24 protein-coding genes and 1 other annotated feature are annotated in these 25,126 nt (G+C 44.2%); of the genes, 2 read left to right on the top strand and 22 right to left on the bottom strand.

Annotation, left to right across the window (positions count from 1 at the left end):
- Positions 1-5: 5 nt before the first annotated feature.
- From add to GPK88_RS14090, 7 genes are all read right to left on the bottom strand, one after another.
- The gene (gene add / locus GPK88_RS14120) at positions 6-1,004 is read right to left on the bottom strand and encodes an adenosine deaminase (protein WP_243278989.1); all 999 of its coding nucleotides are present in this window, start codon (positions 1,002-1,004) and stop codon (positions 6-8) included.
- Between the two features lie 175 nt (positions 1,005-1,179).
- A complete protein-coding gene (locus GPK88_RS14115; RefSeq protein WP_442860232.1) occupies positions 1,180-1,488 on the bottom strand; it encodes a hypothetical protein in 309 nt (102 codons plus the stop codon).
- Positions 1,440-1,916 carry a hypothetical protein gene (locus GPK88_RS14110; RefSeq protein ID WP_215707956.1) on the bottom strand — a complete coding sequence of 159 codons (477 nt, stop codon included), beginning with the start codon at positions 1,914-1,916 and terminating at the stop codon, positions 1,440-1,442. Before GPK88_RS14110 ends, GPK88_RS14115 begins: the two co-directional genes overlap by 49 nt.
- Before the next feature lie 131 nt (positions 1,917-2,047).
- Complete coding sequence (locus GPK88_RS14105; RefSeq protein ID WP_118062856.1) at positions 2,048-3,838, bottom strand: aminopeptidase P family protein; 1,791 nt, start codon at positions 3,836-3,838, stop codon at positions 2,048-2,050.
- Between the two features lie 4 nt (positions 3,839-3,842).
- Entirely contained in the window at positions 3,843-4,646 is an 804-nt protein-coding gene (thiD, locus tag GPK88_RS14100; RefSeq protein WP_118062857.1) for a bifunctional hydroxymethylpyrimidine kinase/phosphomethylpyrimidine kinase, read from the bottom strand.
- On the bottom strand, positions 4,643-5,323 hold the full coding sequence (locus tag GPK88_RS14095; RefSeq protein ID WP_021976954.1) for an HAD family hydrolase: 681 nt from the start codon (positions 5,321-5,323) through the stop codon (positions 4,643-4,645). The genes thiD and GPK88_RS14095 overlap by 4 nt, the downstream gene beginning before the upstream one ends.
- 179 nt (positions 5,324-5,502) lie before the next feature.
- Positions 5,503-5,760 carry a hypothetical protein gene (locus tag GPK88_RS14090; protein WP_148447821.1) on the bottom strand — a complete coding sequence of 86 codons (258 nt, stop codon included), beginning with the start codon at positions 5,758-5,760 and terminating at the stop codon, positions 5,503-5,505.
- 215 nt (positions 5,761-5,975) lie between these two features.
- Here GPK88_RS14090 and GPK88_RS14085 point away from each other — a divergent pair, with 215 nt between their 5' ends.
- The gene (locus tag GPK88_RS14085; protein ID WP_148447823.1) at positions 5,976-6,611 is read left to right on the top strand and encodes a fibronectin type III domain-containing protein; all 636 of its coding nucleotides are present in this window, start codon (positions 5,976-5,978) and stop codon (positions 6,609-6,611) included.
- A 77-nt stretch (positions 6,612-6,688) separates the two neighbouring features.
- Here GPK88_RS14085 and GPK88_RS14080 read toward each other — a convergent pair whose 3' ends face one another.
- The 12 genes from GPK88_RS14080 to GPK88_RS14025 form a co-directional block, all read right to left on the bottom strand.
- On the bottom strand, positions 6,689-8,101 hold the full coding sequence (locus GPK88_RS14080) for an amidophosphoribosyltransferase (protein ID WP_148447825.1): 1,413 nt from the start codon (positions 8,099-8,101) through the stop codon (positions 6,689-6,691).
- 199 nt (positions 8,102-8,300) lie between these two features.
- Entirely contained in the window at positions 8,301-8,768 is a 468-nt protein-coding gene (locus GPK88_RS14075) for a TspO/MBR family protein (RefSeq protein WP_244094390.1), read from the bottom strand.
- A 195-nt stretch (positions 8,769-8,963) separates the two neighbouring features.
- Positions 8,964-11,522 (bottom strand): heavy metal translocating P-type ATPase, encoded by a 2,559-nt coding sequence (locus GPK88_RS14070; protein ID WP_173761669.1) that lies wholly within the window; start codon positions 11,520-11,522, stop codon positions 8,964-8,966.
- A gap of 36 nt (positions 11,523-11,558) precedes the next feature.
- Positions 11,559-11,870 (bottom strand): metal-sensing transcriptional repressor, encoded by a 312-nt coding sequence (locus GPK88_RS14065; RefSeq protein ID WP_148447831.1) that lies wholly within the window; start codon positions 11,868-11,870, stop codon positions 11,559-11,561.
- 200 nt (positions 11,871-12,070) lie between these two features.
- Entirely contained in the window at positions 12,071-13,468 is a 1,398-nt protein-coding gene (gene miaB, locus GPK88_RS14060) for a tRNA (N6-isopentenyl adenosine(37)-C2)-methylthiotransferase MiaB (RefSeq protein WP_148447833.1), read from the bottom strand.
- A gap of 132 nt (positions 13,469-13,600) precedes the next feature.
- The gene (gene cls / locus GPK88_RS14055) at positions 13,601-15,175 is read right to left on the bottom strand and encodes a cardiolipin synthase (protein ID WP_148447835.1); all 1,575 of its coding nucleotides are present in this window, start codon (positions 15,173-15,175) and stop codon (positions 13,601-13,603) included.
- A gap of 83 nt (positions 15,176-15,258) precedes the next feature.
- A complete protein-coding gene (rpsU, locus tag GPK88_RS14050; protein ID WP_004222305.1) occupies positions 15,259-15,435 on the bottom strand; it encodes a 30S ribosomal protein S21 in 177 nt (58 codons plus the stop codon).
- Between the two features lie 165 nt (positions 15,436-15,600).
- The gene (gene alaS / locus GPK88_RS14045) at positions 15,601-18,243 is read right to left on the bottom strand and encodes an alanine--tRNA ligase (protein ID WP_173761670.1); all 2,643 of its coding nucleotides are present in this window, start codon (positions 18,241-18,243) and stop codon (positions 15,601-15,603) included.
- A gap of 86 nt (positions 18,244-18,329) precedes the next feature.
- Positions 18,330-19,556, bottom strand: a complete 1,227-nt coding sequence (gene tyrS / locus GPK88_RS14040) for a tyrosine--tRNA ligase (protein WP_148447839.1) — start codon at positions 19,554-19,556, stop codon at positions 18,330-18,332.
- 48 nt (positions 19,557-19,604) lie between these two features.
- Positions 19,605-19,923 (bottom strand) — a binding site (T-box leader).
- A 127-nt stretch (positions 19,924-20,050) separates the two neighbouring features.
- Positions 20,051-20,530, bottom strand: a complete 480-nt coding sequence (gene rnhA / locus GPK88_RS14035) for a ribonuclease HI (protein WP_148447841.1) — start codon at positions 20,528-20,530, stop codon at positions 20,051-20,053.
- A gap of 85 nt (positions 20,531-20,615) precedes the next feature.
- Positions 20,616-22,352: a MutS-related protein gene (locus GPK88_RS14030; RefSeq protein ID WP_173761671.1), complete on the bottom strand. Its 1,737-nt coding sequence runs from the start codon at positions 22,350-22,352 to the stop codon at positions 20,616-20,618.
- 126 nt (positions 22,353-22,478) lie between these two features.
- Positions 22,479-23,747 (bottom strand): cell wall hydrolase, encoded by a 1,269-nt coding sequence (locus GPK88_RS14025; protein WP_243278990.1) that lies wholly within the window; start codon positions 23,745-23,747, stop codon positions 22,479-22,481.
- A 176-nt stretch (positions 23,748-23,923) separates the two neighbouring features.
- Here GPK88_RS14025 and GPK88_RS14020 point away from each other — a divergent pair, with 176 nt between their 5' ends.
- Positions 23,924-24,157, top strand: a complete 234-nt coding sequence (locus GPK88_RS14020) for a chorion class high-cysteine HCB protein 13 (protein ID WP_215707955.1) — start codon at positions 23,924-23,926, stop codon at positions 24,155-24,157.
- Between the two features lie 69 nt (positions 24,158-24,226).
- On the opposite strand, the gene GPK88_RS14015 is transcribed toward GPK88_RS14020, so the two are convergent.
- Genes GPK88_RS14015 through GPK88_RS14005 form a run of 3 tightly spaced genes read right to left on the bottom strand, consistent with a single transcriptional unit; the run spans position 24,227 to position 25,112 of the window.
- Positions 24,227-24,526 carry a hypothetical protein gene (locus GPK88_RS14015; RefSeq protein WP_215707954.1) on the bottom strand — a complete coding sequence of 100 codons (300 nt, stop codon included), beginning with the start codon at positions 24,524-24,526 and terminating at the stop codon, positions 24,227-24,229.
- Positions 24,526-24,816: a phage holin family protein gene (locus tag GPK88_RS14010; protein ID WP_215707953.1), complete on the bottom strand. Its 291-nt coding sequence runs from the start codon at positions 24,814-24,816 to the stop codon at positions 24,526-24,528. The genes GPK88_RS14015 and GPK88_RS14010 overlap by 1 nt, the downstream gene beginning before the upstream one ends.
- Positions 24,817-24,836: 20 nt before the next feature.
- Positions 24,837-25,112: a hypothetical protein gene (locus tag GPK88_RS14005; protein WP_215707952.1), complete on the bottom strand. Its 276-nt coding sequence runs from the start codon at positions 25,110-25,112 to the stop codon at positions 24,837-24,839.
- Positions 25,113-25,126: the final 14 nt, after the last annotated feature.

Raw genomic sequence — 25,126 nt, 5'->3', positions numbered from 1 at the left:
CCGTTTTAAAAGAGAAACTGTTCTTTCAGCTCCCTTTTTCGTTTACCGGAAGTAAATGCTGCTTCCACGGAATTCAGGAGCAACTGTTTTTTCTGTTCCTCTGTAAGGTTTAACAGGGAATCCATATACTGAAACTCATGGGAAAGGGTTGTTCTTTCAATGGCAGGATCATCTGTATTTAGTGTTACCTTAAGTCCCTGTTCCAGAAAATTTTTCAACGGATAGGAAAACATATCTTCCACTGCCCTGGTCTGCCGGTTGCTTGTGGGACACATTTCCAGAAAAATCCCGTTGTTTTTTACAAGTTGGATCACCTCTTCATTTCCTGCGATACGCACTCCATGCCCGATCCTGGATGCTCCCATACGGATGGCTGTTTTGACATCCTCGGCATCGCCGGCTTCACCTGCATGGATCGTAAATGGAACGTTGTACTCTTTTGCTTTCGCAAAAAGATTCTTATAGCTTTCTGTTGGAAAAAGTGCTTCTGCACCTGCAAGATCCACGGCAACTACTCCTCCATCCTCTGTGAGATATCTGCGGGCCAAGTCCAGAGTTTCCATATTTTCCTGCTGATTGGAGCTTCCACGCATGCAGCATAAGATCAGATTGCCTGGAATCGGAGATTTTTTCAGGCCACGTAATGCAGACTGGATCGCCGTTTCCTGGGTCATTCCTTTTTGTGTATGGAACTGTGGTGCAAAACGAAGTTCTGCGTAAATCACACCGTCTTTTCTCATTTCAGAAAGGATAAGATAAACGGCTTCTTCCAGTGCTTCTTCTGTCTGAAGAAGGGAAAGAGGCAGGTCAAAGCATTTCAGAAAATCATTGAGATTTTCGCAGGTATCCGGAACGGAAAGAAGGGAAAGAAGTTCCTCGTCTGTTGCAGCCGGAAGTGTGATCTGCTGCAATGCGGCAAGTTTTTTTGCAATATCCACGGTAATACAGCCATCCAGATGTGCATGTAGATCGATGTAGTGATTGGTTTTGTTTTCTGTTTTCATAGGCATTAAGTACCTCGCTGTTTGTATTTTTCTATATTATAACACAAAAATGAGCGCATGAAATTCCACATTTTATGGATACATGCGCCCTTTTCTGTTTTAACCAAATCAAGCAAGTAGCGAAGCGGATTGCGAATATCCGCTTGACTGCTTCTTCACATTTTATGAAATATTCTTATCCCTGAAATGGTTTTACATTCTTTACGGCATCTGCAGGGAGGATCTCTTTATCATCCTCATCAATGTTGATAAGATGATATCTGTCATTTCCCATGTGCATTTCTTTCATATAGCTGAGCTGGCGAAGTCCGTGACGTGTCTCGATCCTCTCTACCAGATCTTTATGATCAGAATCCTTCAGTGTATACACAAGATCTACAGAAGCCTGGTCTGCTGCAAGGATATCTGTAGATGCCACGATTCCGATATTCGGTGTTACGACAGGTGCTGCTCCAACACCCCCACAGTCGCAGGAAACAGACATATTTCGAAGAACGTTGATAAATACAATACGCCTTTTACCGGGAACTTGGCAGTTCCGTCCTCATCCAGGATATCTACCGGGCAGAATGTCCAGCCATTTACCTTCAGAGTTTCACGATGCTTCTCCGTTGTGTAACGGTCTCCCTCGTAGTAGGTGTTTGTCTCTACGATATGGGCTTCCGGGATCTTATCTGCGGTCAGTTCTTTTACCCACGGTGCAGGGATGATATTCGGTCCATGCTGCTCTCCTGTGTGAAGCTTGACTGCAATCTTACCCTTAAGGCTGCCGCTTACACGCTCAAAAATCTTCTTCAGTCCCTCTGCGGAAAAATCCTCTGTAAAATATACGGTGGATTTTTCTCCGGAACGGTCCTTATAAGGAATGTAATGTTCTCCACCTGTTCCAGGTACGATTTTTTTGTGTGCCATTTGTAATCCCTCCTGTGTTATATTCATAAAAAATCTCACTGCTTTTATGATACAACCTAAACTCAGGTTCAGGTCAAGGATTTTTTGTTAAATATAAAGGTTAATTCCAGACTATAAAATTTCATTCCGGTTTATATTGCCTGTGTGGCTTCTTTTAACCAGCCTTTTTCATCCTCATCCAGATACGGAGAAATTTTCTCATATACAAAGGCATGATACTGGTTGAGCAGTGTGCGCTCTCCGGTTTCCATCTGTTCGGGATCTATACCTTCCAGGTCAAAGGGTACCAGCGTCAGAGGTTCAAATTTCATAAACTGACCGTAGGCTGTTTTTTCGGCCTTTTTGCAGACCACAAGGTTTTCATGGCGGATACCAAATTCATTTTCCGCATAGTATCCTGGTTCATCGGAGGTGATCATTCCTTCTTCCAGAACAGGAGCCGGACGATCCACGAGATTTTTCCAGCGGAAGCTCTGAGGACCTTCGTGTACATTGAGAAGATATCCTACGCCATGACCGGTTCCGTGATTGTAATCCTCTCCCATAGCCCAGAGTGGTCCTCTTGCCAGGGCATCCAGATTCAGTCCGGTACAGCCATAGCGGAATTTTGCGGCTGCAAGGTTCAGGTGCCCACGAAGTACTGCTGTGAAATATTTCTTTTCTTTTTGGGTAACCGGGCCAAGTACAACGGTGCGGGTGATGTCTGTGGTTCCCTCCAGATAATGGCCGCCGGTATCCATCAGAACCAGTCCCTCTGGTTTCAGAGGAATACTGGTTTCTTCTGTGGCACTGTAATGAACAATAGCTCCATGTGCACCGTAGGCAATAATGGGATCAAAGCTGTTCCCCTGGAAGTTCTCCTGTCCGGAGCGGAACTCATAGAGTTTGTCCGCTGCGGAAAGCTCGGTGATCTCCTGCTTTCCCACATTCTTTTTCAGCCAGTGGATAAATTTTACCATTGCCACGCCGTCTTTGATGTGGGCTGTTTTTTCATTCTGGACTTCGATCTCATTTTTGATGGCTTTTGGAAGAAGGGACAGGTTTTCTCCATTCAGGATTGTTACTCCATCCGGAATGCTGCTGACCAGACGGCTGTTTACATTACTTTTTGAAAGATAAACCCTTTTCGATTCAGGGATCGTCTGCACATAAGTGTAAATATCATCATATGGATAGATGGTAACGCCATCTATGGCCAGAGCTTCTTTTACAGAATCCGGAAAAGCCCTCTCATTGGCAAAAAACCGGATTTCTTTCTCATCCATTACAAGATAGGAAAGCACTACCGGGCAGCAGTGGATATCATTTCCGCGAATGTTCAAAAGCCACGCAATATCATCCAGTGACGTGAGGACAAAGAGATCTGCGTCTTTTTCTTTCAGTTTGCTGCGGATTTCCCGGATCTTGTCTGCTCTGGATCTTCCAGCCCATTTTTCGGATAATTCCATTACCGGTTCACAGGAAAGTGCCGGACGGTCATCCCAGATATTTCCGATCAGATCCTCATTTACAGAAAAACGTACCTGTTTTCCCTGAAGGATTTTTTTCAATTTCCCGGCTTCCTCTGCGCTGACAGTACGGCCGTCGAAGCCGAGGCACATCCCTTCTTTCAGGTTTTCTTCCAGAAATTTATGGATCGTCGGTACATCCGGTTCCCCCATCTTAAACAGGGTAACCGGTGTTCCCTCTAACTGCTGTGCGGCCTGGATAAAATATCTTCCGTCTGTCCAGAGTCCCGCCATATCCGGCATGATGACAGCAGTTCCGGCAGAACCGGTAAATCCGGTAATATATTTCCTGCATTTAAAATAATCTCCCACATACTCGGAACCGTGGAAATCATCGGTCGGAACCAGATAAGCATCGATTCCCTTTTCTTTCATCTGTTTTCGAAGAGCGGTGATCCGTTCTGTAACTGTCATAACCTTATGCCTCCTCTGTATAACTGTTCTTTACTGCAAAACCATGATCCATAGGACCGCTTCCTTTTCCGAGATCCAGCATGGCAGCAAGAGCTCCGGAAATATAGTCTTTGGCACGATTTACAGATTCCACCATGGAAAATCCTTTTGCAAGGTTGGATGCGATGGCCGAGGAAAGAGTACATCCTGTTCCGTGGGTGTTGGGATTGTCGATCCTTTTTCCCTCAAACCACTGATATGTTCCATCCTCATAGAGAAGATCATTGGCATCATTAAGCTTATGGCCGCCTTTGCAAAGAACTGCACAGTGATACTGTTCGGAAACCTGTTTTGCAGCTTCGATCATATCATCGGTGTTTCTGATCTTTCGTCCGGTAAGCACTTCCGTTTCCGGGATATTGGGAGTGAGAAGATCCGCAAGAGGAAACAGTTCTTCTTTCAGAACATCCACAGCTTCTTCACTGATCAGCCTTGCACCGCTGGTAGCCACCATAACCGGATCCACTACGATATTTTTCGCCTGATACTGCCGGAGCTTTTTGGCGATCATGCGGATCAGATCACTTTCGGAAACCATTCCGATCTTTACTGCATCCGGAAAAATATCTGTAAAAATACTATCCAGCTCCTGACCAAGAAATTCTGCCGTTGCATTCTGGATGGCTGCGACACCGGTGGTATTCTGGGCAGTCAGTGCGGTGATGGCACTCATGGCGTATACCCCGTTTGCCATCATGGTTTTGATATCGGCCTGGATCCCTGCGCCTCCGCTGGAATCGCTGCCTGCGATGGTTAATGCTGTTTTCATTTTTCGTTTCCTCCGTTTTCTGTAAATATATAATTCTGTAACTCTGTCAGATTTTGGCAGTAGATATGTGCGTCCTTTTTTAGCTGCTCCTGATCCGGTTCTCCCAATGCGTCATAGATGCCTGCAGTCAGAAATCCTGCTTTTCCTGCGGTCTGCAGTGCATAGAGAGAATCTTCCACTACCAGTGTCATGGATGGCTCCGTTCCCAGCACTTTCGCTGCTGTAAGATAGATCTTCGGAGAATATTTGCTTTCTCCGATCTCACTGGTGGTATAAATTTCTTTTAAAAAAGGAAGAAGTCCGTTTCGCTTTAGTGCCCGGCGGATATGTTCTTTTGGGCTTGAAGTTGCCACCACAGCCGGGATTTTCTGGCTAGCAAGATATTGAAAAAGTTCTCTGGCACCTGATTTTGCAGGAACTTCTTCAAAATAGTAGTTTTGGATCCGAACTTTCAGATCCTCCACGATCTTTTCTTCGGAAAACCCAAGAGCGAACCTGCTTTTCAGCCATGCCGCTCCCTGCTCCATACTCATGGGAAAAAGGATCTCTTCCATTCCCGCAATTGGGTGATATCCAAGATCTGTAATATATCGTTTTCCAAGTTCCCTCCAGATAGAAAGAGAGTCCAGAAGGACACCGTCCGCATCAAATATTATGGCTTTTACGGGAGAAATCATGTTTTTCCTCCTGAATAAAATTTTTTATGATATAAAAAACACGGATATACCACAAAAGATATATCCGCATTTTATTATAAGCCGCAGGTCCCCAAAATGCAACCGGGAGTTATCTGACAGTTTCTTTTTCCAGGCCAACTGGTTCGTACAGCTTTTTTAATGTTTTTACCATTTCATCTTTACCGGTATCTTCGATACAGACATCGTATCTGCCTTCCACACTTCCGAATGTAATGACTTTGTCCAGATTCAGCAGTGCCTTCCATGTTTCCTGATGTGTTGTGTGCCTCCATGATGCCATAAGCCATGGTGCCCTTTCTTGCTTCAGATTTCTCTGCTTTTTTTCCAGTGAGTGCTTCCACTTTGGCTGCTTCTGCTTCCGGTACGATCTCTGTTCCGTTTACCAGATATGCGCCGCCATCATATAACTTTACCATAATGTATTCGCTCCTTTTTCTTTTTTCACGATGTTTGTTCTTCGTGACTTTATTGTATCGCATCCAATGCATTCTGACTAATTGCCAAAATGAATGCTGTTATAACTTTTTGTGAAAATAAATTAGAATTAAAATGACCAATCTTATAAAGAAATGTTGACAGAAATTCGTTACTATTTTATAATTTTCTTATAATTATGAAGGAGGTATGAATAATGAAAAAATTCAAGAAACTCTTGGTCTGCATGCTGGCAGTTATGATGCTTATTTCATCTGCGATCCCGGTTTCCGCAGCCGCACGCCCGGCAATTCCAACCATAAAGAATGCAGAGATGACCAGTACCGGACGTATGTATCTCAGCTGGAAAACTGTAAGCAATGCAGATGGATACAAACTGCGAATCTACAACTGTAATACGAAAAAGTCAGCATCCAAATTTTTTGGAAAGTACAACGTCAATTATTCCACAAAAAAGAATGCCAATACTGCTTATCTTGTATCTGTATGGAGTTACAGATGGGTAAACGGACAGAGAATATACAGTACTGATTCAGATGCATTTGTATGTACACCAAGAGATTTAAAAACAGTAAAAAGCACAGCATCAGCTTTAACCGTTAAATGGTCCAGACTTTATGGAATCAGTGGATATTATGTTTATAAATCTACCAGTCCTAATTCTGGCTACAGACGTACAGCAACCTTAGCTGCCAACAGGACTTCTGTAACAATACATAGATCTTCTTCCTCAGGAAGTACTTATTTTTATATCGTGCCGTACAGAACTTATAACGGAAAAAGATATCTGTTACCTCACAAAATTTACCGTATGTATACCGTATACTATTAAATCAAACGGATATCCAGAAAGTAAAAAGGCTTTCCTGTCAGACCAGCTCTGACAGGAAAGCCTTTTTTATACATTTATCATTCTTTTCCGTTAAAGCAGTATGTACATACATTACACGGATCAATACCTATGGATTCCAGAAGATCATCCAGTCTGTGATAACGAAGAGTCGTAAAATTCTGCATCTTGCAGATATCCTGCACCATCTGCTCATATTTCTCTGTACGTGGATCTGCGTATTCGTCCAGTACTTCCTGCGGACAGTTTGGTCCCTCTCTCTTCTCGATGACCTGACGTGCGATCAGCTCCATCTCGGATTTGGAGCGGGAGAAGTTTAAGTATTTACATCCGTACATGATCGGCGGGCAGGCAGGACGGACATGAACTTCTTTTGCACCGCTGCGGTACAAAAATTCGGTTGTCTCGCGAAGCTGGGTACCACGTACAATGGAATCGTCGATGAGAAGAAGTTTTTTGTCCTTGATCAGCGCACGTACCGGGATCAGTTTCATTTTGGCGATGAGGTTACGCTGGTTCTGATTGGTTGGCATAAAAGATCTGGGCCAGGTTGGGGTATATTTAATGAATGGTCTGGCATATGGAATGCCGGATTCATTGGCATATCCGATGGCATGAGCGATACCGGAATCCGGAACACCTGCTACAATATCCGGGTGAACGGAATCTCCGTCTCTTTTTGCAAGCATGCTTCCACAGCGGTAACGCATCTCTTCCACATTTACACCTTCATAAGATGCTGTCGGATATCCGTAGTAAACCCAGAGGAAGGAACAGATTTTCATTTTCTTTCCAGGTTCTACCAGAGTTTTCACTCCATCTGCAGTAACAAAAACGATCTCTCCCGGTCCCAGTTCCTTATAGTCTTCATAACCTAGATTAATGTAGGCATGGCTCTCAAAGGAAAGGCAGTAGGAACCTTCTTTGTGACCGATCTCCACCGGAGTTCTGCCCATCTTGTCACGGGCTGCATAAATTCCGTCTTTTGTCATAAGAAGCAGTGTCATAGAGCCGTCGATCAGCCCCTGCACATATTGGATACCTTCCACAAAATTATCCTTTTCACAGATCAGAGCTGCGATCAGTTCTGTCACATTGACAGTTCCGTTGGTCATCTCCTGAAAATGTACCTTGGTCGTATCGTACATCCGCTGCAGAAGTTCATCATAATTATTGATCTTTCCCACAAAAGTAAGGGCAAAGCTTCCAATTCTGGAACTGAACAGAAGGGGCTGAGGTTCATAGTCAGAAATACATCCGATTCCCATATTTCCCTTCATAGAACCCACATCTCCGTCAAATTTTGTACGGAAAGGTGTATTCTCAATGTTGTGGATGGCACGGTCAAATCCATGCTCTCCGTAAACAGCCATACCGCCGCGGCGTGTTCCCAGATGAGAATGATAATCCACTCCGTAAAAAAGTTCCAGTACACAGTCGTCTTTTGATGCTACTCCAAAAAATCCGCTCATAATGTGCTCCTCTCTGCTTCCATAGTATTAACGATTCCTGGTATCGTTCGTACATCCATAATCGCTATCAGTATAGCATAAGAGAATTGTAAATAACAATCAATTCGGCGGATATTCCTGCTTTTTCAGAATAAATTATAATGATATTAGCCGGATTTATAAAAGCAGAAAGCATTTTATGCGTGAGGCAAATGTTCCGTCAGTTCCAAAGTGCGATAAACAGATTCAGGTAACCGGCAAAAGTCAGCCATGCCAGATACGGGACCATCAGATATGCAGCATTCCGGGAAAAATCCCCGAATGTGCAGATACAGCAATATACAAGTCCCCACAGAAAAATAAGCCAGAGAAATGCAAAGCCATACCATCCTGCCCCAAAGAAGAAAAACGGCCATAGGAAATTCACAGCAAGCTGGATCCCATATAAAGTAAGAGCCTTATCTCTGGCTCTGCTTTTGGGCCTGGATGCGATCAGGAACGAAGCAATCCCCATCATGATAAAAAGAATCGTCCATACAACCGGGAACAGCCATCCTGGCGGCGATAAGGGAGGCTTATTTAATGTTGCAAATACTTTCATTCCGTTTCTGGTAAAAAAACCGGAAACAGCTCCGGTCGCCAGAGGCACTGCAATGCAGGTGATCAGTTTTCTGGTATCTTTTTTCAAAAATATCCCCCTTTCTGGTCTGAGAAGATCTGCGGACAGCATTCATTTTCTCTGTTTATTATATTTCAGGATGCCGGTTTCTATACAATCATATACAAAAAAGAAACAGCTCTGTTTTTATGCAGAACTGTTTCTTTTTGTAGATCGTTTAAAACTTTTGATCATTTAACACAGGTACACGTTTTTTTATATTCATTACTCCTGAGTGATTCCCTTGAACTCGTAACCGGCTTCTTTGATCACTTCTTCCACTTTTGCCTCGTCAACTTTCTCAGGTACTGTGAATACAGTTGTTCCATTCTCGTGGGAAGATACCACATCCTCTGCTCCGAAAGCCGCTTGAATTGCTTTGTTTACGTGTGCCTCACAGTGTCCGCACATCATTCCTTCTACATTGACTGTTACTTTTACCATTGTTTTGTTCTCCTTTTCTTCTTTTTTATTTTCATCATGACTGATGTTTAATGTTACCGGATTTTTGATCGCCTTGTCTCTGGCTGTGTTGTGGATCTTAAACAGATTCAGGCGCAGCGCATTTGTTACAACACAGAAACTGGAAAGACTCATGGCTGCAGCTCCGAACATCGGATTCAGTGTCCATCCGAAAATCGGGATCCAGACGCCTGCTGCCAGCGGAATACCAATTACATTATAGAAAAATGCCCAAAAAAGATTCTCGTGGATATTCCGAATTGTGGCACGGCTTAAACGTACTGCTGCCGGAACATCGCTTAACTGGCTCTTCATCAGAACAACATCTGCCGCATCAATGGCAATGTCTGTCCCTGCGCCGATGGCAATTCCGATATCTGCTCTTGTAAGTGCCGGTGCATCGTTGATACCGTCACCCACCATGGCAACTTTCCCCTGCTCTTTTAAGGAACGGATCACACTCTCTTTTCCATCCGGAAGAACCCCCGCGATCACATCGTCAACTCCTGCCTGGGCTCCGATGGCTCTTGCGGTATGCTCATTGTCACCGGTAAGCATAACCACACGGATTCCCATGTTCTGAAGCTCTTTTACCGCACGTGGGCTGTCTTCCTTGATCACATCCGCAACTGCGATAATTCCCAGAAGTTTTCCATTTCGGGTGAAAAGAAGAGGTGTTTTTCCCTGCTCTGCAAGCTGTTTTGCTCTCTTATCAAGGTCTGCGGAAACCTTTGTCTGGCTGCTGATAAATTTCATACTTCCGCCGGTCAGTTTGTCACTGCCAAGTACAGCGGAAAGTCCGTTTCCTGGAAGTGCCTGGAATCCGGTTACTTCATCTGCGACAAGTTTCTCTTCCTCTGCTTTTTTGAGAACTGCTTTTGCCAGAGGATGTTCGCTTTTTTTCTCCAGTGCACAGGCAAGTGTGAGAAGTTCTGTTTCTGTGACTCCCTCTGCCGGAAGAATATCGGTTACTTCCGGCTGGCCGCTTGTAATGGTTCCGGTTTTATCCAGTGCGACGATCTGGACTTTTCCGGCTTCCTCAAGAGAAACGGCTGTCTTGAAAAGAATGCCGTTCTTGGCACCCATACCGTTACCGACCATAATGGCAACCGGTGTTGCAAGACCAAGTGCACAGGGGCAGCTGATAACCAGCACGGAAATTCCTCTTGCCAGTGCATAACCAAAAGGATGCCCGGTAAGAAGCCAGATAATGGTTGTGATCACTGCAATGGTGATCACTGCCGGTACAAACACACCGGAAACACGGTCTGCGATCTTTGCAATCGGTGCCTTGGTGGCTGCCGCGTCGCTGACCATCTTGATAATCTGGGAAAGGGTGGTATCCTCTCCCACTCTGGTTGCTTCACATTTGATAAATCCGGACTGGTTCACAGTTGCCGCGGAAACCATATCTCCGGCTTCTTTGTCCACCGGAATACTCTCTCCGGTCAGCGCAGATTCATTGACTGCAGTAGTTCCTTCCAGGATCACTCCATCCACCGGAATATTCTCTCCCGGGCGGACAGCAAAAGTTTCTCCTTTCTGAACCTGTTCGATGGGAACGGTAAGTTCCTGCCCGTTTCGTACTACAACCGCAGTTTTTGGTGCCAGTTTCATAAGGCTTTTCAGTGCATCGGTAGTCTTACCTTTGGAACGGGCTTCCAGCATTTTTCCTACGGTGATCAGTGTCAGGATCATGGCCGCGGACTCAAAATAGAAGTCCATCATGTAATTCATAACTGCGGCAGAGTCTCCGTCTACCTGTGCTCTTGTCATGGCAAACAGTGCATAGACACTCCACAGGAAAGATGCCATGGAGCCAAGGGCTACCAGAGTATCCATATTGGGAGAACGGTGCCACAGGCTCTTAAATCCGTTGATAAAGAATTTCTGGTTGATCACCATGATGATGCCGGCCAGGAGCAGCTGTACCAGTCCCATGGCTACATGATTGCCGTCAAACCATTTCGGCAGCGGCCATCCCCACATCATATGTCCCATGGAAAAATACATCAGCACCAGCAAAAATCCTACAGATGCGATGAGACGTCTCTTTAAAACCGGAGTCTCATGATCTTCCAGTGCTTCTTCCGCTGCAGACATGGAGATTTTTTCTCCGGCAGCGCCTTTTAAGGATGCACCATATCCAGCGGCTTCCACAGCGGCAATGATCTCGCTTGGGGAAGCAGTTCCTTCCACTCCCATGGAGTTGGTCAGAAGGCTGACTGAACAGCTGCTCACTCCCGGAACCTTGGATACGGCTTTTTCCACACGGGTAGAGCAGGCAGCGCAGCTCATACCGGTTACGTTATATTGTTCCATTTCCTTTCAGTACCTCCTAAAATCTAGTATGTCCCTTTATTTCATCAGCTTCTGGAGGGTTGTTACCAGCTCATCGATGGTCTCATCCTTACCTTCCCGGATATCTCTGGCAACGCAGGTACGGATGTGGCTGGCAAGCAGCTCTTTATTAAACGCATTCACTGCGGCATTGACCGCGGCAGACTGGATCAGGATGTCATTACAGTAGGCATCATTCTCCATCATTCCTATAATGCCCCTGATCTGGCCTTCAATACGTTTCAGACGGTTGATCAGCTTTTTTTTCTCCTCCTCTGAACGTGCAGTGTGTTTTTCACAGCAGCAGGGACAGGCTTTCTTTTCAGACATAGGCTGTCTCTCCTTTCACAGAAATACCCTCATGGGGTATCTTCTTTACATGGAACAATATATACCCTCATGGGGTATTTGTCAATAAAAAAACTGCATTTTTATAAAAACCTTATTAACCATTTGTCCAAATAAAAAAACCCGCTCATCCAATCTTGGTAATGAGCGGGCAATATAAAACCATGTTTTCTGAATAAAATTTACTCTTCCACAATGTGTCCGAAATAATAAAATCCCTTGCAGGTATCCAGGCTTACTTTTACATATTTGCCGATGAGATCTTTTTCTCCCGGGAAATGTACCAGGAGATTATGCTGGGTACGGCCTGTGAGCGTACCTTTTTCACGGTTTTCGTCTTCTACCAGGATTTCCTGAATGGTTCCCTGGAAACGTGAGGAATTCTCCCGTCCTTTCTCCTGTACCAGTGCAAGAAGACGGCCGAAACGGTCTTTTACCACGTCTTCCGGCACCTGATTTTCCATGCCGGCAGCCGGAGTTCCGCTTCGTTTGGAATAAATAAATGTAAATGCCGTATCGTAATTGGCTTTTCTTACCACATCCAGTGTCTCCTGGAAGTCTTCTTCTGTCTCTCCCGGGAATCCGACCATGATATCCGTTGTCAGTGAGATATCCGGGATCGCCTTACGGATCTTATCTACCAGTTCCAGATATTTCTCCTTGTCGTAACGACGGTTCATTTCTTTTAAAACTCTGCTGCTTCCAGACTGCAGTGGAAGATGCAGGTGATGACAGATTTTTTTGCTCTCTGCCATAGTCTGGATCAGTTCGTCGGACAGATCCTTCGGATGGGAAGTCATAAAACGGATACGCTTCAGTCCTTCGATCTTTTCCACTTCTTTCAGAAGTTCTGCAAAGGTAACAGGTGTCTCCAGATTTTTTCCGTAGGAATTTACGTTCTGACCAAGGAGCATGATCTCTGTAACGCCGTCTGCAACCAGCTCCTCGATCTCACGAATAATGGCCTGAGGCTCACGGCTCTTTTCACGGCCACGGACATAAGGAACAATGCAATAGCTGCAGAAGTTATTGCAACCAAACATTACGCTGACGCCTGTCTTGAAGGAATATTTACGGGAAGTTGGCATACCCTCCACGATCTCATCGGATTCTTTCCAGATATCAATGATCTGGTCATCGGTCTGTAATGCCCGGTAAAAAAGCTCCGGGAATTTATGGATATTATGGGTTCCAAATACAAGGTTTACATATTTATAATCCTTGCGGATCTTTTCTACCACGTGATGTTCCTGCATCATGCATCCGAACAGTACGATCTTCATATCCGGATGGTTACGCTTGATACTCTTTAAATGGCCCAGGTGTCCGTAGATCTTCTGGTTGGCATTCTCGCGGACTGTGCAGGTGTTAAACACAACTGCGTCGGCATCTTCGGTATCTACCATCTCATATCCCATTTTTTCCATGATGGCTGCAATGGATTCCGTCTGGATGGAGTTCATCTGACATCCTTCATTCTGGATGTGGAAGGTGGGATGTTTCGCACTGTTTTTTGCGAGAAGTTCTTTACATTTTTCAATGTACTGAAGCTGGATCTCTGTTTCTTTATTCTGGCTCAAATCAATTCCTCCAATAAATAAAATTTCTTATGTATCTTTATAAAATATTTTCCATTAGACAATATCAGACGGGAGCGCTTAACTCCCGTCTGGTATATCATACAGAATTTACACTTGTCTGTCAAAGAGTTTTTATAACAGTGGCGCAAAAACTCTCAGCACATTCTGGATGGCACGTACTATAATATTTCTCTTCTTGCAGAATTCCAGATCAATGGCATTACAGTACTCCAGTGTTTCCAGAAAATCATCCCGGATGTCCAGAATCACATCGTTCTTATACATCCAGACACCGTCTTCAAAATGCAGATAAAGACTCCGGTAGTCCAGGTTGATAGTTCCCACAACACCTACCTTATCATCGCAGACAAACGACTTGGCATGCAGAAATCCCGGCTGGTATTCGTAGATCTTTACTCCTGCCTCAAGAAGCTGTTTATAGTAGGACTGGGTCAGAAGAAATACCATTTTTTTGTCCGGAATTCCAGGCGTCATGATCCGGACATCCACACCGCTTTTTGCCGCAAGGCAGAGCGCCGTCATCATCTCATTATCAATGATCAGATATGGCGTGCAGATATAAACATAGTTTTTGGCACGGTTGATAATATTAAGGTAAACATTTTCGCCTACAACCTCATCATCCAGAGGGGAATCACAGAATGGCTGGACATAACCACTGCCCGTAAACTCGTCTGGATGCCATCTGTGTGGAACATAATTTCCGAAATCAGAGGAAGTATCCGTTCTGGTAACAATTCCCCACATATACAGGAACATGGCCGTCATATTCCAGACACCTTCGCCCTTCAGCATAACTGCAGTATCTTTCCAGTGGCCAAAACGGTTCCGCTGGTTGATATATTCATCTGCCAGGTTGATGCCGCCGGTAAAACCGGTCCAGCCATCGATCACACAGATCTTACGGTGGTCACGGTTATTCTGGATAATATTCAGGATCGGGCGGAACTTGTTAAAGACTTCGCATTTGATCCCACGCCGGCGCATTTCCTGATCATATTTGTATGGCAATGTGGTAAGGCAGCCAAAACCATCATAGATCAGGCGGACATCCACACCTTCTTTTGCCTTTTTTTCCAGGATATTGAGGATTGTCTGCCACATTACTCCGTCATTGATAATGAAGTATTCAATAAAAATATAATGTTTCGCCTGTTCCAGCTCATGCACCAGAACCGGAAACATATCATCTCCTACCTGAAAATACTCTGCGGTTGTATTCTCATGGACCGGATATCTGGAATACTGCCAGATATAATCCGACTGGATCCTCATGGAACGGTCATCTTCATTCAGATGTTTTCTGGTGCATTCCGATCCTTCCAGATATTCCGCGGTCTCGTCGATCAGATTCTGATAGTGCTGTTCCATTACAGTACCGATCCTGGATTTACCGAACAGAAGGTACAGGGAAACACCAAATACCGGAAAAATAAGGATCAGCATCGTCCAGGCAAGCTTATAAGATGGATTGATCTTCTTGTTTACGATCCACAGAACGACCAGAAATCCTACAACCTGCATTCCGATCGTCACCCATCTGGAATACTCCATAAGCCGGAAAAGAGCGATCAACAGCCATGACAACTGTACTACCAGAGCCAGAGCTACATAAAAAATTCGATTAAATAATAACTTCAGGAGCGATCGCAATGGTTTGATAATTAGTTTGATAATCAAATTCATACTTTTTTCCTTTTGTCAAACGGTCTTGCGTCTCTTTTTAATTAAAAATCCCTGACCATACAGCCAGGGATTTTTGCGCACAATTAATTATATTTACGTTTTCTTGCGGCTTCAGATTTTTTCTTACGACGAACGCTTGGCTTCTCGTAATGCTCTCTCTTACGGATTTCCTGCTGGATTCCCGCTTTAGCACAGCTTCTCTTGAATCTGCGAAGAGCGCTATCTAAAGTCTCGTTCTCTTTTACGATAACGTTTGACATAGACTCACACCTAACCTCCCTCCAGTTGTAGATTGTGCTAAAATACAACTGTCTGGGTATTTTTCTTGCACGAGTGTTATTATATAGCATAACATGTGGTTTCGTCAACATCTTTTTCGATTTTTATGAAAAAAATGTCAAAATTGTAAATCACACACAACGTTATTATTTTGTGAGCTGTTTCTCAAGGATTCCTGCTGCTGCGTCCATAGCTTCCTGGGCTTTCTCCGGATTTTTTCCGCCGGCCTGTGCTATGTTCGGACGTCCGCCGCCGCCACCGCCAACGATCGCTGCTACTGCCTTGATCAGATTTCCTGCATGAGCGCCTGCTTTCTGAGCTGCATCAGTTGCCATTGCAAGGAGATTTACCTTGCCGCCGTTTACTGCTGCAAGAAGGACAACACCCTCACCAAGCTGCTCTTTCAGTTTATCACCGAGATCTCTGAGACCGTTCATGTCAACGCCCTCAACTTTGGCTGCAAGGAGTTTCACGCCGTTTACTTCAACGACTTTATCCATAACATCGCCAAGTGCACTCTGGGCAGCTTTGCTCTTGAGAGATTCATTCTCACTCTGAAGAGCCTTTACCTCAGCCTGAAGATGGCCGATCTTCTCTACAACTTCCGTTGTGTTTGCTTTTAATGCTTTTGCTGCCTCGTGAAGAAGCTCTTCCTGTTTTCTGTAGTACTCGATTACGGCTTTACCGGTAAGTGCCTCGATACGGCGTACACCAGCTGCGATACCGGATTCGGACACGATCTTAAAGAGCATGATGGAGCTTGTATTCTTTACATGAGTACCACCACAGAGCTCTTTGGAAAAGTCTCCCATGGATACTACACGTACCTTCTGGTCATATTTCTCACCAAAAAGAGCCATTGCTCCGGATTTCTTGGCTTCTTCCACATCCATGACATCTGTATGAACATCAAGCCCTGCCTGGATCTCTTTGTTTACAAGCTCTTCTGTTGCCTGGAGTTCTTCTGCTGTCATAGCCTGAAAATGAGCAAAGTCAAAACGAAGTCTGTCCGGAGTTACCAGAGAACCCTTCTGCTCTACGTGGGAACCAAGAACGGTCTTCAGTGCTTTCTGAAGAAGATGTGTTGCACTGTGGTTTTTTTCGGTATCTTTTCTTGCTTCTTCGTTTACCTTCAGGGATACTGTCTCACCTGAGGAAATCATACCTGATTCCATATGTCCTACGTGGCCGAATTTACCGCCGCGGAGTTTGATGGTGTCCTCAACAACAAATTTACCGTTTGCAGTCTCGATCACACCGTTATCACCTTCCTGTCCACCCATTGTTGCATAGAAAGGAGTCTGCTCTACAAATACGGTACCCTTCTGTCCCTCTGTGAGAGAATCTACGATCTCTGTTTCTGTGGTAAGGACAGTAACCTTGGAATCAAAGGTAAGATGATCGTAGCCGACGAATTCTGTTGTTACGTTTACATCAATATCATCGTATACGGTTGCGTCTGCACCCATATAGTTGGTTACTTCACGGGCAGTACGTGCCTTGACTCTCTGTTCCTCCATTGCTTTCTGGAAGCCTTCCTCGTCAATGCCGTAGCCTTTTTCCTCAAGGATCTCTTTTGTAAGGTCAAGAGGGAATCCGTACGTATCATAAAGCTTGAATGCGTTGTCACCGGAAAGAGTCTTTTCACCTGCTTTTTTCATATCCTCTTCCATGTCGGAAAGGATACGAAGTCCCTGATCAATGGTCTTGTTGAACTGATTCTCCTCATTTGTCAGTACACGGAAGATGAACTCTTTCTTCTCCTCAAGTTCCGGATATCCGGCTTTGGAGCTCTCGATTACCTGTGCACTTAATTTTGCAAGGAAAGTTCCCTCGATGCCAAGAAGACGTCCGTGACGTGCCGCACGGCGGATCAGGCGGCGGAGAACGTATCCACGTCCCTCATTTGTCGGCATGATTCCATCGGAAATCATAAATGTTGCGGAACGAATATGGTCTGTGATCAGACGGATGGAAACATCGTCTGCATAATTTTTCTCATATTCTTTATGTGCGATTTCACATACAAGATTACGAAGTGCACAGATTGTATCTACATCAAAAATAGAATCTACATCCTGAACAACGACAGCAAGTCGCTCAAGACCCATACCAGTATCGATGTTTTTCTGTTTCAGTGTTGTATAGTTTCCGTTTCCATCATTCTCGAACTGTGTGAAAACGTTGTTCCATACTTCCATGTAACGGTCGCAGTCACAACCTACGGTACATCCTGGTTTTCCACAGCCGTATTTCTCACCACGGTCATAGTAGATCTCAGAACATGGACCGCATGGACCTGCGCCGTGCTCCCAGAAGTTGTCCTCTTTTCCGAAACGGAAAATACGTTCAGACGGAATCCCTACTTCTTTGTTCCAGATATCGAAGGCTTCATCATCATCCAGGTAAATGGATGGGTAGAGACGGTCTGCATCAAGCCCTACAACCTCAGTAAGAAACTCCCAGGACCAGTGGATGGCTTCTTTCTTGAAGTAATCACCAAAAGAGAAGTTACCAAGCATTTCAAAGAAAGTACCGTGACGTGCGGTTTTACCTACATTTTCGATATCTCCGGTACGGATACATTTCTGGCAGGTTGTCACTCTTGTTCTTGGCGGCTTCTCAGCACCTGTAAAATATGGTTTCAGCGGAGCCATACCTGCATTGATCAGCAGAAGACTCTTATCTCCCTGAGGAACCAGGGAAAAGCTTTTCATTACAAGATGGCCCTTGCTCTCCATAAAGTCAAGGAACATCTTACGAAGTTCGTTCACTCCGTATTTTTTCATGTTGTTATCCTCCTTGTGTCAACCCTACCTGTCAGCATTTCCGGAATGCCGTAGCTTTATCCCGGAAATGTCACAGATATGGGAAATTATTTTACACAGATCTTTTTGAATTTCTTTTTGCCTCGCTTGAGAACGATTCCGTCTCCTGCAAAAGCATCTTTCTCAACAGTATGATAGATATCTGTGATCTTATCACCATCGATGGATACACCACCCTGCTGGATCGCACGGCGTCCCTCGGAACGGCTTGGTACCAGTTCTGCTTTTACAAGAAGTGTGATCAGATCGATCTTTCCTTCCTCGTCAAAATCCTCTTCTGCAAGCTCGGTTGTTGGCATATGAGAAGTGTCTGCACCTGAGAACAGTGCGCGGGCACCTTCCTGTGCTTTCTTAGCTTCTTCCTCGCCGTGTACAAGTTCTGTCAGCTGGTATGCAAGGATCTCTTTAGCCTTATTCAGCTCGCTGCCTTCCCATTTTGCCATCTCGTCGATCTCTTCAAGCGGAAGGAAGGTAAGAAGACGCATACATTTGATAACGTCTGCATCATCCACATTTCTCCAGTACTGGTAGAAATCAAACGGGGATGTCTTGTTCGGATCAAGCCATACAGCTCCGGACTGTGTCTTGCCCATCTTTTTGCCTTCAGAGTTGAGAAGCAGTGTGATAGTCATGGCATAGGCATCCTTGCCAAGTTTACGGCGGATCAGCTCGGTTCCGCCAAGCATGTTGCTCCACTGGTCATCACCACCGAACTGCATGTTGCAGCCGTATTTCTGGTACAACATGTAGAAGTCATAGCTCTGCATGATCATGTAGTTGAATTCCAGGAAGCTTAAGCCTCTCTCCATACGCTGTTTGTAGCACTCTGCTGTCAGCATACGGTTTACGGAAAAGTGAGCACCTACCTCACGGAGAAGCTCTACATAGTTAAGGTTCATAAGCCAGTCTGCGTTGTTTACCATAAGAGCTTTTCCATCGGAGAAATCGATGAAACGGCTCATCTGCTGCTTAAAGCAGTCAATATTATGCTGGATGGTCTCCTTGGTCAGCATCTGACGCATATCGGTTCTTCCGGAAGGGTCACCGATCATTCCTGTTCCGCCGCCAAGAAGGGCGATCGGACGGTTTCCTGCCATCTGCAGTCTCTTCATCAGGCAAAGAGCCATGAAGTGACCTACGTGAAGGCTGTCTGCTGTGGGGTCAAAGCCGATATAAAATGTGGCTTTACCATTGTTTACCATCTCTTTGATCTCATCTTCGTCTGTAACCTGCGCGATCAGGCCACGTGCTTTCAGTTCTTCCCAAACTGTCATTGTTCTTTCCTCCTGTATAGTCATATAAAAAATGCCCGGTTCCTGTCCGTTTAGGACGAGAACCGGGTCCCGCGTTACCACCTAAATTTACAGAAAACTCGCATTTCCTGCCTCATAAAGTGAATCTATATCCTCTTATATCCAATATAATACGATATAAAATCACTTCAGCACAATAACGGGTGCTATTCCGTCGCAGCCTATCTATAATACGTTGTTATTATAAAATTTATTATTTACAGTATTAAGTCCCGATTCGGTGCGCAGCTCCGGGATGTATTCACAGAAGTTCCACCCTGCGCCTCTCACCTGCCGGCTGCTCTCTGTGGGCTTTCCTTAAGTTACTTCTTCCCTTCCATGCCTTTTACTATACTATATGAAGTATACAAACTGCTTTTTTGTTTGTCAAGAAATTTTGATATTGCTTTGACAACTTAAAGTGGCAGAATATCCCTGTCCCATTTCGTCCGGAACCGTTGGAATTCTCATTACAGTTATCCGTTTAAACCTTCATCCACGTAAAGCTCATCACCGTCTGCTGCAGACGTGGCAAGCTGGTCACAACGCTCATTTAAGGGATTATCCGCATGCCCCTTAACCCAGTGGAAGCTTACCTGATGCTGTTCTTTAGCTTTTAGAAGGCGTTTCCAGAGATCTACATTTTTCACATTTTCATTCTTACCACGTTTCCATTTTTTTTTCAGCCAGGAATCGATCCAGTGCTGATTGAAGGCATCTACCAGATATTTGGAATCGGAATACAGATCCACCTGGCAGGGACGGTTCAGTGCTTCCAGCGCCACGATAGCTGCCATCAGCTCCATCCGGTTGTTTGTGGTTTTCATGTAGCCTCTGGACAGTTCACGTTCATGTAACTGGCCTTTGGTATCAATATACTGAAGAACTGCTCCGTAACCGCCTGGGCCGTCTGGATTTCCGCGTGCTGCGCCGTCGGTATAGATTTTTACCTGCATATTTGACTCTCCTTGGATTTCAAGTTAAATGTTTAAATAAAAGTGTTTATATAAAATTTATATTTTACAGTTACGCTGCTCTTGATTATACCTGCTCTTTTCTTTCGGCGCAAGAAATTTTTGCCCATATGCCGGTGCGTTCAAATTCAGCTGCCGCATTTCCGGCATTTTTCACAAGCTCCTGATCATATCCCAGCATATCCAGAAGACGGATGGCATTTCGTGTAGTTGCTCTTCCAGGCTTGAGAAGATAATTGAACACCACTTCCTGTTCCCGGACTTCCTCTTCAAAATGATAATTTGTATAAATTTCATCCAGAATATAAGAAAGCTCAATATCATGAGTCGCCGCAAAAGGCAGTATCCAGTTTCCCCGAAGAGAATTTAAGATCTGCGAGGAAGCCGCGATCCGCTCAATGGTGTTTGTACCCCGGAGAACCTCATCGATCACACAGAGCAGAGGTTCTTTTTTCCTGCTTTCATCCAGGATCCGTTTCAGAGACCGGATTTCTACAATGAAATAACTTTCTCCGCTGCTGATATCGTCCCGCAGCGCCATGGAAGTCATTACTTTCAGAAACGGTGTCTGACAGGATGTGGCTGTACAGGTGTGGATGGTCTGTGCAAGAATACTGTTGATCGCCACATTTTTCAGAAATGTGGATTTGCCGGAAGCATTGGAGCCGGTAACCAGGGTGCCTCCTGTTGCAGTGATACTGTTTGCCACCGGATTTCTGATCAGAGGATGATAGAGATCTTCTATTTTAAGCTGGATCGCAATATCAGATTCCTCTGACCAGGGCATAAACACGGGTATGCTCCAAAGTGACAGTGTCCGGCGAAAAGAAGCTATGGAAACCAGCGCGTCCAGTTCCCCGATATTATCGATCAGCAACATGATCGTATCTGCTTTGTCTTTGATTTCTTTTAATAGGGAATTGTATGCCAGAATGTCCACATGAAATACCATCCGCACATAACTCATCAGCAGCTGAAAAGGATCTCCGGAATCTGCATTTTTGCCGGTGATCAGAAAGGCTTTTTTCCGGAAACGGCGGAATTCTTTTTTTCCTTCCGCGATCGCTTCCATCTGTTTTTGGGCTTCAGGATATTTCACGATCTGCATCTGATCTGCCGCTTCCAGCATTTTCAGAAGATGGTTAAAGCAGTCCATATAAGCTTCTATGACCTGCTGCCCTGCACTGGCATAATAGATTGCGATATTGGCGATCATCAGACACATGAACACCAGAAATCCCATCATCGGATACATTGGAAGCAGCACAAAAATACTAACAAGAAGCGCCACCAGCATCAGAATATGGATTTTTATATTGATCACAGGTGCATCATTGAGGGCAAGCACTGTGTCCGCCAGAGAGCCAAGCCTTGTCTTCCCGATGGAGGCCAGAATCAGCTGAAGATCTGTCCGTTCTTTTTCGTGGGTATCAAAAAAATGTATCAGTTTCTCACGTTCTTCCAGAATTTCTTCGTTAAAAACAGGCCTTCGGAGAATATTATAGAGAATATCTTCCCCAGGTGAGGAAAACGTCTGATTGATCTGTATAAAGATCCGATCCATATCCAGATCGTTCCAGGTAATATCATCAATATAAAATTCCCCGTTTTCTTTTCTACGGAAATAATGGGAAATACGCTCCAGATCATCCGGGGAATATTCTCTTTCCGGAATTTTTCCGAAAATTCTTTTTATTCTGTTTTTCTGAGTTTTTTTCCACTTGTGATTGTTCCATGCCATCATGACAATAAACAACACAACAATTCCTACTGCCCACAGGATCACCTGTAAATAAGGGTTCATGCTATATCTCCTTCCCGTTTTTAACTGAATCAGGGAAGTCTCCCTGCAAGGTTGCGTGCGTATATCCTCTTGATACAAAAAGTCCCCGTCAGCGGCTGAACTGTTGCTGACAGGGATATGGCTTTATTATACCCAGTCTACAAAAAATGTGTGGTCTTTATAAACTTCGTATTCCACTTTGCTGAAAGTCAGTGGCTGTTTTTTAAATGCACTGTTCATCATAAAATACATATAATTAAAGTCTTTCTTTTTAAATCCGCTTAAGGTTCTCGCTTTTCCGGTTTTTACATAGTTGTTGAAAATAGTCATCGCTTCTCTGGCAGCCTGATATGCAAGTGTACGGTTCTCAAAAGTTCCTTTGAGCCGCTTCGCAAGTGCACCATCTCTTACAACAGAATACTGTGGTGTCGTACTGCTTCCAATGTTTTCGTAAATTACACCTCGAATTGTTGAAGGAAACTCTTTATCGGACTTAATTGTACGGTTCAGAACACAAAGTGCGACTGCTTCCATACCGATTTTTCCCTGATTTCCCGCCTCTGCTTCACAAAGTGCAGCCAGAAGAGCCTCATCCGTTGTTTTTCCGTTTGCAATTCCCGGATGGCTTTTATATTCCTTAACCATTGTATAATAACGGCTGTTTGTGGTGTCATAAACCTTAACATTTCCGTTACTTACATTCACATTTGGTTTACTGGTCTTTGCAGTTGCCACACCTGTTGCGGATATGGAATATGTAACACCATTTACTGACACGGTTGTGCTGACAGCCATGACTCCATTACTCTTAAAGTAATAAAGCTTACCACTGATCCGATTCAGGCCGGTATACATATAACCGGTATCTGTATCAAAATAATACGTGATATTTTTGGAGGTATTCTTAAGCCAGCCTGTCGCCATCACACCGGAATTACTGTAGAAATAACGTTTCTGCCCTTTACTGTTTTTCATCCAGCCAGTAGCCATAACGCCTTCACCGCTTGTGAAATAATACTTCTGGCCTTTGCTGTTCTTCATCCAGCCCCTGGTCAGTTTACCGGTCTTTGGATTGAAATATCGTTTATGCTTCTTGGAATCCGTCATCCAGCCAGTTACCATGGCTCCTTTTTTGCTTGTAAAATAATAGGTCTTTTTTCCAGATACACTAAGCCAACCCTTGACCTGAACACCGGTTGTTTTATTGAAATAATACTTATATTTTCCTAATGTCAGCCAGCCTTTCTGCTTACTTCCGTCACTTTTTATGTAGTAAGTTTTTCCTCCAATGGTTTTAAAACCGGCAGTTGCCGCCTGAACGTCCGTTGTGGAATTTGATAGAAACATACATCCTGTGAAAAGCAATGCAACCAGAATCAGACCTTTCAACCATTTTCTTGTTCTGAAATTCTTCATAATTTTCCCCATTTCCTTATAACTGATACAAATGTATCAACTCTGTTTCAAAAATTACAAAAATGTTACATCGCGTTTATTATATCGTAACGAATAAATACTGTCAACTTTTTTGTAACTGTGGACAGCTTCCGGCCATATGATGAACTGTAAACAAAATTCTGGAGGACTTATCGATGAGTGACTTAGCTGCTACAAACTGTAATGACTGCGGATGCGGCTGCGATTCCGGATGCGGAAACAATAGTTGCGGATGTAACGGTGGATGTAACAATGGATGCGGATGTAACAATGGCTGGGGTACTTCCCTGTTTGGCGGCGGAGGAAGCAGCTGCTCCTGCATTCTCTGGATTATCTGTCTCCTGTGCTGCTGCGGAAACACAGAATCCAGTAAAATCAAAGGTTTCTAACGGTAAATGTAGGAGTAACATATGAATAACCCCAAACGGGTTAAGCGTTACTCCTACGTACCGCTCTATTTAATTATCAACAAGAAATTCCTGGAGCTTATCCCGAGTTTCTTTCATCTTCTCGATTCCATTCCCAGTAATCTCATGATTAATTATCACAAGAAGACATTTAAGGATCATTTGATTTGTGTCCTCATACTGCTTCATTCTCTTATTGTCTTTGTCAAGAAGTTCTGTATGTTTCTGCACGGCTATCTTCATATCTTCACTGGGTTTTCGAAGCTCCTTGATGATTTTCCAGATGCCCCAGATGCCACCTACGATTGTACAAAACCACATAATCTGATCACTGGTGATTGTGAATCCCATTAATCATTATCCTCCTCGGAAATACTTGTGTTTTTACCTTCGATAAACTGAGTAAATGCCTGATGCAAACCAGTGGAAGCAAGTCCCATAACTGCTCCGTATACAATGGACTCAACCGAGAATCCACTTACGAACCCGTTCAGCACGGCTCCGATCACTGCCAGAATACACGGGATGTCAGTGTTCGGAATTTTACTTAAAAAAGTCGCGTGTTTGATGATATAGCCTACCACCAGACAAGCGACCAGCACTACAAGTACGAAATGTTCAGTTAATGTTGTAAAATCCATTTTTGAAATCCTCCTTTAAATTAAATGTCTTCTGCTCCAGAAAATTCCGGAAGTGTTTTGAGATATTCATATGCAGCCTCGACCGTCATGTTACACTTATCAGTAGTTTCATATGTAACGATTTTCTGATAGGGATTATCAATGTCACCACTCTTCTCCTTATCTCTGGCTACATTGGATACCATAGATGCTACAGATATGGAACTATGGCTATTTGTGACATTGAATACATAAAGAATTCGGTGATAGTTGGTAACAACTCCATCGTCCTGCATAATTTCTTTTTTTAATGCCATTACGAACCCTCTTT

Source organism: Blautia sp. MCC269, assembly GCF_018785655.1.
Taxonomy (GTDB): Bacteria; Bacillota; Clostridia; order Lachnospirales; family Lachnospiraceae; genus Blautia_A.
Note: the sequence above shows the minus strand (reverse complement) of the source record. Positions and strands in the feature narration are given on the sequence as shown.